The sequence below is a fragment of the uncultured Thiodictyon sp. genome (assembly GCF_903946935.1).
GTDB lineage: Bacteria > Pseudomonadota > Gammaproteobacteria > Chromatiales > Chromatiaceae > Thiodictyon.
In genome coordinates, this window is record NZ_CAJAXH010000130.1 from 1 (window position 1) to 11,820 (window position 11,820).

The following is an 11,820-nucleotide window of genomic DNA, read 5'->3' on the forward strand; positions in this document are numbered from 1 at the left end:
CGCTTCGCACGGTCGTTGCGGCGCGTGTCGCCCAGGTCGATCGCCAGAAATTCCTCGTCTGCCCAGCCCATGCCGCCCCCAGAAACTATGATGGAGGCGATATTTTATACCGTACACTAAAAGTTGTGTGTAATCGGATGGGATTGTCCGGCTCCCGCGCCAACCACTCGGGCAGGAAGCGGTCCAGCGCCGCAGTCAGTACCGGCGCATCCGCCCCATTCGCCCAGCGCGGAAAACAGGGCGCATCCCGCGCACGCAGGTACACACCGATACCGACCACGTTGCGTTTGGGATGCTCCTCACCGTACAAACCGATTTTGGTCAACAGGTTGTACCAAGCGGCATCAGAGGTCTGCCCTTGAAATTCGACCACATAGACCGGCCCGGCGTGGCCATCAGGCTCGAAAATGCCATCCAGGCGTCGCTCCAGCCCTTTGATTGTCATGGAGCAGAAACGATAATCGCCGATGAGGCGTTGACCACCGGTCAACCCCCGGAAAGCCTCCGCGCCCGTGGACAGGAACAGGTAGATCGGATGGTCTGTTTTCATCTGGTGCGTTGGCCAATTCGCGGTGCGGTCATTACTGATTGTTATTGGACGCGCCGCGGGCCTTGATCGGAACTCCAGCCATCGGTTTTCGCCTCGGCGCGTCGCGGCCGGGGGCCGCTCCTACATCAGCAAGGGCGTCGCACGACGAAGGGTCATCAACGGGTAATCGGAATAATGCCGGAGACGGTGATCGCCTCATAACGCGCCAACCCCCGGCGAGTCGCCTTAGGTCTGGATACCCAACCGCTCTAATCGCCTCTTTCAGCGATTGGGTATTCATCTCGGTGTCAAGCGACCCGCCGCAAATAGCCATCCGGCGCAACGGTGATCAGGAGTTTATGATCGATCTGGTGGTCGATCTCGAACTCAGGATGCGTCTTGAGATACTCCCACACGGCCGTCTTGGGGTTGTCACCGGGTCCCCAGGGTCGCTCGGGAAAGATGTCGGCAGGCATATCCTCAATGAGTGTGTCGAAGACCACGCAGTAGCTGTCGCGGGTAACTAGCGGGGCGTAAGCATTCAGCTCGGAAAGCACATGGGCGTGGGTGTGATTAGAGTCCAGGCAGACCAGCACCCGCGGGTAGTCGCGAGCGATGGCATGCACCTGAGCAACGATCTCTGGTGCGATGGATGAGCCCTGAATCATGTCGATACGATGGGACATGGGGTGGGCCTCGATCGCCGCGCGGTTATGGGCGCGGATGTCGATGTCCAGGCCGAGGACGCGGCGACGCGAGGCGGTCGGGTCCAGCACAGTGCCCTGTTCGACTGCGTCGCAGTAGTCAAGCAGCCCGAGCATGGAGGCACTGAGGATCAGCGAGCCGCCGTGGGCAATGCCAGTTTCGATGATCAGATCGGGCTTGACCTGCCAGATCAGTTCCTGCATCGCAACGATGTCTTGCGGGTATTGAATGATCGGACAGCCGAGCCACCTAAAATTATAGGTATATCGGTTTCGATTGGTCTCACGGGACCATATGCGCGATAAGGATTGCGTGTCGAAATCGGCACCTAGCGCCTCGATGTTTCCCGCAACCTCGCGCTCAAATATGTCTGAAGGATTCATATATACCTCGAATGAGTACACAATTAAGAGCTAAACTTTATCCTATTTAGTTACGCAGGCGTAAATGATGTTGCAGTCTTCCGGCTGTTGTTTGCCGAGTTCGTAGGCCGCCCGACAAAACTCAGCCTTCCAGTCCTTCGACTTTTCTTCACCAACGCGCCCCCATCCAAACCCCCCTTGGTCCCACAAGCCGTTTTGCAAAAACCAGTCCATTTGCGCTGTGGAAAGCATCTTGTAGAAAATCCCGCCGGTATAGCGCACATTAAGTCCAGCAGCGTAGATGTCGCCAACTAATGTACTCAACTCATAAGCTCTTCGATGTCCCGCGATTTGGATATCAAACGGCGACAACTCGTGGCAAGAACTAAGCGTCCCCATAAGAACGGCCAAGCGCCGATTAATCGCCACCGCATTCGGAACATGGGCAATTAATACTCCTTCGGGACTAAGAAAACTGGCTGCCTTTTCGAGAACAGCGATCGGATCAATGACGTGTTCAAGAATATCAAGAAGAAATACAGCGTCAAATTTTTCATGGGTTTCGAAATCCTCAATGAGGCTTTCAAAAAAACGGGCGCTGGGAACGCGACGCCGCGCCTCTTCGATGTGGGCATGAGAAGCATCAACACCGACGACCCGCTCAAAATGATGAGAAAACATTGAAGTCATGAGACCGTCTCCGCACGCAAGGTCGAGCAGAGACTTTCCCGATGCGTGTTCAAGACACGAGACGACCTTATAGTGCGCCAGTATCGCGTTGTATTCAGTATGATACTTCGATCGTTCCCATGGAAATGTATCTTGGCGTGATTTCTCGTCACGAGATGTCATCATAGCTAATCTCCGGAAAACTTTGCGATGCATGAAGGTATTAATTCGGACAATCCCGTCTTAAGATCAATAGCCGACCGCCACTTGAGAACGGGATATAAAATTCTTGATTCGAGTCTCACCATGCTGTGATTTCCCGGCATTGCAACGCTCGCCACCGTGCTGCCACGGTCCGTCAGCCGGACAACCAATCGTGCCAATTCGTCCATACGAATTGGATTCCCGGACGCGACATGCAATATCCCCGTCAACTGTCTTTCGATAGCGAGGCTTAGCGCCCGAACAAAGTCGTCTACATGGGTGATGTCGATAACAGGCGCACCATTATTGAAACAGTGAGTCAATATCTGTTGTTGAAGCAGCGCCTTGCGAATTAGCGTATTGACAATACCCGGGCGTTCGTCCCCAACTCCGTATAAATGGGGGTGCCGCACAATCAGGGCCGACAGGCCATGAAGCAATTCGTATTTCTGGATGAGTGTCTCAGCGAGAAACAATGCATCTCCCGCCGCACCAGCAGGGACGGGCTGATCCATTTCCCAAAAAGAGACTTGACCACTTCCGCCATGTCCAGCGAATACCTGATGCCCCGACAAAAAAATTAGTCCTGCCTGGCGAATACGGCAGACCTCAAGAACATTGCGCAGACACGCAATCAGTTCGCCCGCAGCGCGATTTGTGTCTAGCCTCCGCGGCAACCAGCAAAACAAGACGCGATCGGCACCGACCGCATCCATTGCCGTGTCTAGCAGCGCGGGATTGTCGAGCAAATCGCGGTCCGAGGTGGGCTGAATTGATGGCAAATTGAGATCAAGCGCCTTCGTTATCGAACGACCAATGAAACCGTCGCTTCCAAGAACGAAAAGCCCCGATCCGGAGGGCCTGCATCTCTTCTGGTCTAATACATTGCGAAGATCTTCTATTAGGTCAATCTTGATTCCAGTTTCGCCTGTCGCCTGGATCACGCGATGGAGACACTCATTGAAGGTAATGCCAGCATTCGCTGCAAGAACGGCAGCGGCTATCGCATTGCTTCGCGATATTCCGTGATCACAGCAGATTACGACAGTTCGCTGTTTTTTAAGATAGTTTAGTGCTTCCGCGATCTTTTCCCGAAGCAGAGCTGGAGAATTGCCGGCGGCATCCCGCAGTATGCGTACATCGACCATGGCAAGCGCCCCTTCGGCAAGATGCGCCTCCCAAGGAGAAGTCCCCAATCGGTCGGTAATCCAACGAACCGTCATTTGAGGTTCTCGTTAGAAACAAACCGCTCCGTCAAGCTTCGCAAATACCATCCGGGTCTTATAATAGGTCGATGCGGAACCACACCACCGTCGAGATACCTAAGCATGATGTCGACTTCATTGAAGCCCGCCATCGCGCGCAGATATGTCGAGGCAGAAAAACGTGGGTTGATTTCAAATGGCAATAGCAGGCCATCGCGTACTCGACCCTGGATATTGATTGGCCCGCAACTTCCGATGGCGTCGGCAATTCTTTCGGCCTGCTGGCACAGATCGCGATACTCATCAATGTGCCCCTGGGAATATCCACTCGACACCAATCCGCCACGCCCGCGATAAGCGACTGATAGCTTTGCCTCGAGCGCACGGCGTAAGGCAATGGAGCCTACGACATATTGGTCTGGAAGAGATAGTACCCCTATAGTGTATTCACCTTCCTGATCATCGACATATTCTTGTGCGACGGCGGCGCTACCGGTTCGGCGGATGAATTCCGCATAAATCATCGCCTCATCGGTATTGACTGCAAAAAACACGGCGGCGCTGCCACCTGAACCGGTCGATGGTTTTATTATACAAGGCAGGCCGACCTGATCAAGATCGTGCTTCGTCGTTACAGTAATTGTTCTTGGAATAGGGATACCAGCCTTGGCCAAGCTTTCGAATGCCTTGCCTTTATCAGAATAAAGTGAGACGACTGCTGGGCTATTTGACAAAAGCTTGATGCCGGCTGCCGAAAGTTGCTCAGTGGCTGCGCCCAGTAGAGTCATAGGTTGCTCGCCACCGGGAATCAGGATTTTTGCCCCAGACTCGATACAGGCGTTCGTTACGCTGCTGACATAGTCATCACGCGAAACCCGCCAGGTTTTGGCAAAATCTGACTCATAAAGCCCGTATGCGGTCTTGGAAATATCGCAGCCGAATATCTCGTAGCCGCCAGCCAAACGCAGTGATTTGTAAATCTCAGTTCCTAAGGATGCCCCCCCTACTCCGGCGATCATGACTTTGATGTTGTGGGACATACTGGTCATTCCTCACGCGCGGATGCATGAATGAAAACAGCTTCCAGGGTAGCTATCACCCGGTCTTGTTCCTCATCAGTTATGTCATGGTAGCTGGGCAAGTTGATCGCGCGTCTAGGGATATCCCAGGCAACTTCGTTGCTCGGCTGAGATTCAAACATGGGCAAGCTCGACAATGGATGAAAGAACACCCGTGCGTCGATATTTGCTACGACGAACGCATGTTTAAGGGACGCCAAGGTGACATTGGCTATTGTATCAGAGACCACTGTCGGCATCCAGGCACCTATGGCGATCCCAGCCGGCTCGGGATTCATGGATACCCCGGACAATGACGCTAAACGCTCGCGGTAGTAACAAAGTATCTCCCGCTTACGCCCGATCAGTTCCTCAATCCGCTCCATCTGAGCACATCCAATCGCCGCCTGGATATTCGACATCTTGTACTTGAACCCGACCATATCCGGCCAGAATTGCTTGGTCTGCCCGCGGGCTCTGCCATGATTACTGAGTGTCAGGACATGCTCATAAAGTTCGGGATCGTTGGTCACAAAAATCCCGCCCTCGCCAGTCGTAAGGGTCTTAGTTCCGTGGAATGAAAAGGCACCAAAGAGCCCCATCGATCCGGCACGCTTACCGTGGTAGATCGAACCGATGGCCTCGGCGGCGTCTTCTATGACTGGAATCCCATGTGCCTCGCCGATGGCCAGTAAACGGTCCATGTCGCACAGATTACCATACAGATGCACAGCGATAATAGCCTTGGTGCGTGAAGTAATGGCCTGCTCGACGAGCGCGGGATCCAGACACCAGGTGTCTGGCAGAATGTCGACAAATACCGGGGTAGCACCCAGATGCACGATTGGGGCGGCAGTCGCAATCCAATTGGTATCGGCCAGAATGACTTCGTCGCCGGGACCAATGCCCAACGCGGCCATGCCCATGTGCAGCGCGCCGGTGCAACTGGAAGTCGCGATGGCGTAGCCAACACCCAGATGCGCCTTAAAGGCCGCCTCAAAGCGGTTGATGTACTCGTAGCAACGATCACCCCAGCCGTTGGCAGCGGCATCGGTGGCATAGCGTACTTCCAGGTCCGTAATTGAGGGTTTAGTGTAATAGATACGCGGTTTCATCGACTGGATATCTCGGGTACCACGGTGAGAGGATCGTCGTTGTGGCCATCCGGCTGTATTCTGGGTATCCGTGCGGGCTAAGAGATTGCCATCCCTGGCCTGGATTCCGGCTTCCCGGCCGGAATGACAGGCATGTGATGCCGGCCTCAGTGTCCGGTCCGCTTGAGCCAGGCTTTGATCTGTTCGGGATCCATCCCCCGCAGGCGCTCCTCGGGCGCATAGCGTTTGAGCACCTCGGCCGGATCCAGACCGCGCAGGCGCTCTTCGGGCGGTAAGCCGCGCAGGCGCTCTTCGGGCGGTAAGCCGCGCAGGCGCTCTTCGGGCGGTAAGCCGCGCAAGCGCTCTTCGGGCGGTAAGCCGCGCAAGCGCTCTTCGGGCGGTAAGCCGCGCAAGCGCTCTTCGGGCGGTAAGCCGCGCAAGCGCTCTTCGGGCGAGAGACCACTCAGGCGGTCTTCGGTATCCATCTGTTCCAGCAGGGCCCCGCGCTCCTCGGCACTGACACTGGAGAGGTCTTTGAGCATCAGGCGCCAGGTGTCGCGTTTGAAATCGTCCACGGTGTAGGACATGTCGGTCAGCTCCAGTCGATGCACTTGTGACAGATGATAACGCAACAGCCTCGCGGCCGGGCTGTGGGGTTGGAAATGGGCCAGGCCAGCGCGGATCCGCGTCATCTCGCTGGCGAACAGTTCCCAGGGGGCGTTGCGCGGATGTTCGGCGATGGCGTTGAGGACGATCAGGCGGATCGTACGATGGCCCCAAGTCAGGTCGTAGACGCCCGGCCAGGCGGTGGGGCGACGGGCACTGGGGTGCAGTTGCCCCAAGAGCCGAGCGGGATGACGGGTGGCGACGGCGTAGAGGCAAAAGTCAGCGACGGGCAGTAGCCGTTGACCCGGCTGGGGTACGCCGGTGCCGCGTTCCGGGTCGGACGCCGCGCTGCTCGCCGTCGTCGCCTGAGCAGAGGCGAGCTTCCGATAGGTGACGTAGTGCCCGATGAGCTCATCCACGGCCCAGGCATCCAGGGTCTCTTGGGCCGATTTGTAAGTAAGGATGTTGTGGGCACCCAGGGTATCGAGTCCATCGGGCAAGTCTTCGAGCGCGGCCGGGTCGAGCGTGGCGGCCTGGCCGGTCAGGCGCTCAATAATCAAGACATCGAGCCGCTGGCTTTTCAAGGCGAGTTCCAACTCCAGCTCGACCCGCCATGGGCGACCGGTGAAGAGGTCAGTCAGGGCCATGCCGAACAGGCGGTGCCAGGGGGTGGGGGTGTCACGGGGCATCAGAAGTCGGCTGGCGTCTGTCGATCGAGAGGATTTGGAACAGCCGCGACGAACCGCACCCCTAGGCGCGGGCCTGGGAAAACGGCGCAACGCGCTTTGATCATCTCACTACATTCATCGGATTCGCAGCGTAGGGACCGCAGTGACAAAGCGGGTTCCTTGCGCACCCAAGGCGCTAAGTTGGCTGCGGACCTCATCGGCAATATTCCACGGCAGAATCAGCAGATCGTCGGGGGGCCGCTCGGTCAAGACCGCGGGCGGCAGGATCGGGAGGTGGCTGCCGGGCAGATACTTACCCTGTTTGGACGGTGCGGCATCACAGACGAAGGGCAACAGGTCGGGCTTGACTCCCGCATAGTTGAGCAGGGTGTTGCCCTTGGCCGCTGCACCGTAGGCAGCGACGCGGCGGCCGGCGCGCTTTTGCTCGATCAGGTAGGCCAGCAGGTCATCCTTGAGGCGGTCGGCACGGGGTTGGAAGCCCTGATAGACCGGCAGGCCACGCAGACCGGCCGCCGACTCGTCGTGCAGCACCTGGTGGACGGCCGGGGTCTCGGTACGCGGATCGTCCCGATGGACGCCGTAGACCCGCAGGCTGCCGCCGTGGGTGGGGAGTTGTTCGACGTCGCAGACGCGCAGTCCCTGGGCGGCGAAGAGGCGTTGCACCGTATACAACGACAGATAAGAAAAGTGTTCGTGATAGACGGTGTCGAACTGGGTCTCCGCAATCAGCCGCAGCAGGTGCGGAAACTCCAGCGTGATGGTGCCGCCAGGCTTGAGCGCGGCCTGGAGCCCGGCGGTGAAGTCGTTGATGTCAGGCACATGGGCATAGACGTTGTTGCCGACGATGAGGTCGGCCTGGCGACCCTGTGCGGTCAATTGCCGACCCAGCGCGGCGCCGAAGAACTCACGCAAGACAGGGATGCCCTGACGTTCGGCCGCGGCGGCGGTATCTGCGGTCGGCTCGATGCCGAGACAGGGGATGCCGGCGGCGACGAAGTTGCGCAGCAGGTAGCCATCGTTGGCGGCGACCTCGATGACCAGGCTGTCGGCGCCGAGGTCGAGCCGCGCACGGATCAGCTCGGTGTAACGGGCGGCGTGGTCCAGCCAGGTGGTTGAGGTCGAAGAGAAATAGGCGTAGTCGGCGCGGAACAGTTCGTCAGCGCGCGTGTAGTCCGCGGTCTGGACCAGCCAGCACTGGTCACAGACATAGAGCTTGAGCGGGTAATACAGCTCCGGGCGGTGCAGGTCAGCCTCCGTCAGATAGGCATTGGACGGCGGGGCGAAGCCGAGGTCCAGGAAGACATGGCGTAGCGGGGTTTGGCAATGGCGACAGTTCATTCTGGGCATTCCCCCAATTGTTGAGCAAGGCGCCTAATCAAACCCTCACTGTAATAAAGACCCTGCCGTTGCATGGCAAGTGCTGCCTCATGAAATGAAGGAATCAGACCTAAAGTTTTGGCCTTTACCAGCACACCCAAGGTGCCGGTGACCTTAATCCCCAGGTACTCAGCCACGCTACGCGCCAATCGTTCGTCGATGATCACCGTGCTATCTGGACATTTTCTAGCCAGTGCGATGGTCTGTTTTTCGCCGCGATCCAGCTCAAACAAAATCGGTAAAGAAGACTCTGCTTCATCGGCGAGAGGTCTGACCCAACTGAGGGTCAGCAGATCAGGCACCAGGATGGCACCACCCTCAGCACATTCGTCGATTACGGATTGCGCGGTGTGAATCTCGCCAAATATCTTCTCAAGCAATTGAAGCCGGTGGATGCTGGCTAGCGCGATAAAAGGGGTCGTGTTGCAGAAGATCATCGCAGCAATGATGTCTCTCGGCGAAAATCTTCGTCCGTATCCTCCAGCAGACTCGCACCGCCCACCGTCATTGCCTTGAGTAGAAAATGGACACGGGGGATGCCCAACCAGCTCGCTGCCATGCCGGAAGATAAACGTCCTTCGCGGAATAATGCCAAGGCGGTCTCTTCCTTGACGAGAGCGGCGAATTGCCTCGTGTTCATCTGAAGTCCGAGCAGGATTTCCCGTGGACACTCGATTTCAATCGTGCTTTGCACTGTGACGCTCCTCTACCATGCGCAAAAATTCGCCGTTGAGCATCATTCAGACCACGTCGAAAAGACGGTGACGATGTCGAATAACTTTAATGTCGAGCCCCAGGAATCGGTCATCCAACAACGGATGGGCCTGATCGCGGGCAGAGCGCTCGGCGATCGGCAGCGGCCAGGCGATCGCGAGTCGGGGATCGGCGGCATTGAGGGCGCCTTCGGCCTCCGCGCAATAGGCGGCGGTGTGCAAATAGACCAGCTCGCAGTCGTCGACCAGGGTCTGGAAGCCGTGGGCGAAGCCCTCGGGGATGACCAAGGTCCGGTGATTGTCGGCACTCAGACGCTCGGCATGCCAGCGTAGGAAGGTCGGCGAACCGCAGCGCACGTCCACGGCGACGTCATAGACCTCGCCCCTCAGGCAGGTCACGAGTTTGGTTTCCGCATGGGGTGCATACTGAAAATGCAGCCCCCGGACAGTGCCAAGCTTGGCGGTCAGAGTGTGGTTGATCTGGGCGATACCCTTGCCGTCGAGCAGCGCGGCCAGTGCGTCGCGGCAAAAGATCCGCTCCAGATAGCCCCGCTGGTCGCCGATGGGATGACGCTGCAGCACGGTGAGCCCGGGCAATGCTGTGGTGCTGAGGGTGAAGCGGGTCATGCGGTGGCCATGAACAGGCCGATATCGGCCTCGCATAGATCGCGGGCTGGTTCGCCTTGCGCTTGACGGCGATACCAGCTCAGGGTGCGCTCCACCGATTGCGCCAGGGCCCAGCGGGGGTGTACGCCCAGCTGGGTGCGCGCCTTGGCGATCTCCAGGGCGAGCCAGCCCGCCTCGTGCGGACCTTCGGTGCCGTCGCCCCAGTGGACCGACCCGCTACCGTAGACCGATTGGGCAAGTTCGATGACCTGTCTGACGGTCGCGGCCTCGTGGGTATGGGGTCCGAAGTTATAAGCGCCGGCGAGTCCTGGCTGATGCCATAGTCGCTCCGCGAGTCGCAGATAGGCGGCCAGGGGCTCAAGCACATGCTGCCAGGGGCGGGTGGCCTGCGGGCGGCGAATGGCCAGGGGCCGATCCGCACTCCAGGCACGAATGGCATCCGGGATCAGACGGTCGTCTGACCAGTCGCCGCCGCCGATCACGTTGCCGGCCCGTGCGGAGGCGACTGCCACCCCCTGCCCTGCCAGGAAGGCGTCGCGATAGCTGCCGATGACCAACTCGGCGGCGGCCTTACTCGCGCTGTAGGGGTCGTGACCGCCCAATGTATCGCTCTCGCGGTAGGGAAAGGCGTGCTCGGCATTGTGGTAGACCTTGTCGGTCGTGACGGCGACGACGACCCGCAGTTGTCCCAGTGGGCGCAGGGCGTCCAGGACATTCGCGGTACCCTGGACATTGGTCGAGAAGGTGCCGAGCGGGTCGCGATAGCCGGCGCGCACCAGCGCCTGGGCCGCCAGATGCAGGACAATCTCTGGATCGGCGGCCGCGACGCAGGCGGCAACGGCGGCCGAATCGCGGATGTCGAGCACCTGGCTATGGACCAGGGACGGGATCTCGGCGAGGGCGAAGAGGTTCGGCGTCGTGACCGACGGCAGCGCAATGCCGGTGACCCGCGCGCCCATCTGACTCAGCCAGAGCGCAAGCCAGGCACCCTTGAAGCCGGTGTGGCCAGTGAGCAAGACCCGCTTGCCGCACCAGAACGCGGGGTCGGGGTTTGCCGGGTTCATGCCCAGCGCTTCCAGGGTGCCTGGCCGCTATCCCAAAGCTCTTCGAGCTGGGTCTTGTCGCGCAGGGTGTCCATGGGCTGCCAGAAGCCTTGGTGCTCAAAGGCCATCATCTGTCCCATCCTGGCCAGTTGATTAAGCGGAGCCCCTTCCCAACTGGTGTCATCGCCGGCGATCAAATCGAGGCACTTGGGCGAGAGCACAAAAAAGCCACCGTTGATCAGACCACCATCGCCACGGGGCTTTTCGATAAAGCCGGTGACCAAATCGCCGGATCGATCGATGGCGCCGTAGCGGCCTGGCGGCTGCACGGCGGTCACGGTCGCCCATTTGCCATGGGTCCGATGAAAGGCCATGAGCGCGGTGATATCCACGTCGCTCAGGCCATCGCCATAGGTGAAACAGAAGGCGTCGTCGTCGCGGATATAATCGCTAACCCGCCTCAATCGGCCACCGGTGAGTGTGTCCTCGCCGGTATCGATCAGTGTCACCCTCCAAGGCTCGGCCTTCTGTTGATGCACCTGCATCCGGTTATTCGCCATATCGAATGTCACATCGGACATATGCAAGAAGTAGTTGGCAAAGTATTCCTTGATAAGGTAGCCCTTATAGCCGCAGCAGATCACAAACTCATTTACCCCGTGAGCGGAATAAAGTTTCATGATATGCCAGAGCATGGGCTTACCGCCGATCTCGATCATCGGCTTGGGCTTGAGGTAGGTTTCCTCGGAGATACGGGTTCCGAGACCACCGGCGAGGATGACCGCCTTCATTACGATTCCTTAATAAAATGGGAAATCCCCCGGCTTTGCCGGGGAGACAGCAAAAGTTTGACATTTCCGGGGGTCCATCCAGGAAACTCCGCGTTGTGAGCCGCCAAGCACGCAACACTGGAGAATCCCGATGGACGAACCTGAAAGC

At 58.4% G+C, this 11,820-nt stretch carries 14 protein-coding genes; all 14 read right to left on the reverse strand.

Features of this window, described 5'->3' with window-relative positions; all coding sequences use genetic code 11:
* The coding region (locus QZX93_RS27350) for a transposase DNA-binding-containing protein (RefSeq protein ID WP_366760222.1) at window positions 1-71 on the reverse strand (71 nt) is incomplete at its 3' end.
* Window positions 72-85: 14 nt separating this feature from the next.
* A complete protein-coding gene (locus QZX93_RS11455; RefSeq protein ID WP_295385478.1) occupies window positions 86-550 on the reverse strand; it encodes a DUF2887 domain-containing protein in 465 nt (154 codons plus the stop codon).
* A gap of 287 nt (window positions 551-837) precedes the next feature.
* Window positions 838-1,617: a cephalosporin hydroxylase family protein gene (locus QZX93_RS11460; protein WP_295385482.1), complete on the reverse strand. Its 780-nt coding sequence runs from the start codon at window positions 1,615-1,617 to the stop codon at window positions 838-840.
* Between the two features lie 42 nt (window positions 1,618-1,659).
* Window positions 1,660-2,481, reverse strand: coding sequence for a class I SAM-dependent methyltransferase (locus tag QZX93_RS11465; RefSeq protein WP_366760217.1), 822 nt, complete (start codon window positions 2,479-2,481; stop codon window positions 1,660-1,662).
* On the reverse strand, window positions 2,454-3,692 hold the full coding sequence (locus QZX93_RS11470) for an NAD(P)-dependent oxidoreductase (protein ID WP_295385485.1): 1,239 nt from the start codon (window positions 3,690-3,692) through the stop codon (window positions 2,454-2,456). Before QZX93_RS11470 ends, QZX93_RS11465 begins: the two co-directional genes overlap by 28 nt.
* Window positions 3,689-4,714 (reverse strand): ATP-grasp domain-containing protein, encoded by a 1,026-nt coding sequence (locus QZX93_RS11475; protein ID WP_295385488.1) that lies wholly within the window; start codon window positions 4,712-4,714, stop codon window positions 3,689-3,691. Before QZX93_RS11475 ends, QZX93_RS11470 begins: the two co-directional genes overlap by 4 nt.
* A 5-nt stretch (window positions 4,715-4,719) precedes the next feature.
* Window positions 4,720-5,847, reverse strand: a complete 1,128-nt coding sequence (locus QZX93_RS11480) for a DegT/DnrJ/EryC1/StrS family aminotransferase (protein WP_295385491.1) — start codon at window positions 5,845-5,847, stop codon at window positions 4,720-4,722.
* A gap of 146 nt (window positions 5,848-5,993) precedes the next feature.
* Entirely contained in the window at window positions 5,994-7,121 is a 1,128-nt protein-coding gene (locus QZX93_RS11485) for a hypothetical protein (RefSeq protein WP_295385494.1), read from the reverse strand.
* A 114-nt stretch (window positions 7,122-7,235) separates the two neighbouring features.
* A complete protein-coding gene (locus QZX93_RS11490; protein WP_295385497.1) occupies window positions 7,236-8,459 on the reverse strand; it encodes a class I SAM-dependent methyltransferase in 1,224 nt (407 codons plus the stop codon).
* Window positions 8,456-8,935, reverse strand: a complete 480-nt coding sequence (locus QZX93_RS11495) for a DUF3368 domain-containing protein (RefSeq protein ID WP_295385500.1) — start codon at window positions 8,933-8,935, stop codon at window positions 8,456-8,458. The genes QZX93_RS11490 and QZX93_RS11495 overlap by 4 nt, the downstream gene beginning before the upstream one ends.
* Complete coding sequence (locus QZX93_RS11500) at window positions 8,932-9,192, reverse strand: UPF0175 family protein (RefSeq protein ID WP_295385502.1); 261 nt, start codon at window positions 9,190-9,192, stop codon at window positions 8,932-8,934. Before QZX93_RS11500 ends, QZX93_RS11495 begins: the two co-directional genes overlap by 4 nt.
* A gap of 46 nt (window positions 9,193-9,238) precedes the next feature.
* Window positions 9,239-9,838, reverse strand: coding sequence for a dTDP-4-dehydrorhamnose 3,5-epimerase (gene rfbC, locus QZX93_RS11505; RefSeq protein ID WP_295385504.1), 600 nt, complete (start codon window positions 9,836-9,838; stop codon window positions 9,239-9,241).
* The gene (rfbG, locus tag QZX93_RS11510) at window positions 9,835-10,902 is read right to left on the reverse strand and encodes a CDP-glucose 4,6-dehydratase (RefSeq protein WP_295385506.1); all 1,068 of its coding nucleotides are present in this window, start codon (window positions 10,900-10,902) and stop codon (window positions 9,835-9,837) included. Before rfbG ends, rfbC begins: the two co-directional genes overlap by 4 nt.
* The gene (gene rfbF / locus QZX93_RS11515) at window positions 10,899-11,672 is read right to left on the reverse strand and encodes a glucose-1-phosphate cytidylyltransferase (protein ID WP_295385508.1); all 774 of its coding nucleotides are present in this window, start codon (window positions 11,670-11,672) and stop codon (window positions 10,899-10,901) included. The genes rfbG and rfbF overlap by 4 nt, the downstream gene beginning before the upstream one ends.
* Between the last annotated feature and the right edge of the window lie 148 nt (window positions 11,673-11,820).

Bases quoted from the DNA above. Each gene is read 5' to 3' on its own strand.
- QZX93_RS11455 (WP_295385478.1), bottom strand. From the start codon at position 550: ATGAAAACAGACCATCCGATCTACCTGTTCCTGTCCACGGGCGCGGAG.
- QZX93_RS11460 (WP_295385482.1), bottom strand. From the start codon at position 1,617: ATGAATCCTTCAGACATATTTGAGCGCGAGGTTGCGGGAAACATCGAG.
- QZX93_RS11465 (WP_366760217.1), bottom strand. From the start codon at position 2,481: ATGCATCGCAAAGTTTTCCGGAGATTAGCTATGATGACATCTCGTGAC.
- QZX93_RS11470 (WP_295385485.1), bottom strand. From the start codon at position 3,692: ATGACGGTTCGTTGGATTACCGACCGATTGGGGACTTCTCCTTGGGAG.
- QZX93_RS11475 (WP_295385488.1), bottom strand. From the start codon at position 4,714: ATGTCCCACAACATCAAAGTCATGATCGCCGGAGTAGGGGGGGCATCC.
- QZX93_RS11480 (WP_295385491.1), bottom strand. From the start codon at position 5,847: ATGAAACCGCGTATCTATTACACTAAACCCTCAATTACGGACCTGGAA.
- QZX93_RS11485 (WP_295385494.1), bottom strand. From the start codon at position 7,121: ATGCCCCGTGACACCCCCACCCCCTGGCACCGCCTGTTCGGCATGGCC.
- QZX93_RS11490 (WP_295385497.1), bottom strand. From the start codon at position 8,459: ATGAACTGTCGCCATTGCCAAACCCCGCTACGCCATGTCTTCCTGGAC.
- QZX93_RS11495 (WP_295385500.1), bottom strand. From the start codon at position 8,935: ATGATCTTCTGCAACACGACCCCTTTTATCGCGCTAGCCAGCATCCAC.
- rfbC (WP_295385504.1), bottom strand. From the start codon at position 9,838: ATGACCCGCTTCACCCTCAGCACCACAGCATTGCCCGGGCTCACCGTG.
- rfbG (WP_295385506.1), bottom strand. From the start codon at position 10,902: ATGAACCCGGCAAACCCCGACCCCGCGTTCTGGTGCGGCAAGCGGGTC.
- rfbF (WP_295385508.1), bottom strand. From the start codon at position 11,672: ATGAAGGCGGTCATCCTCGCCGGTGGTCTCGGAACCCGTATCTCCGAG.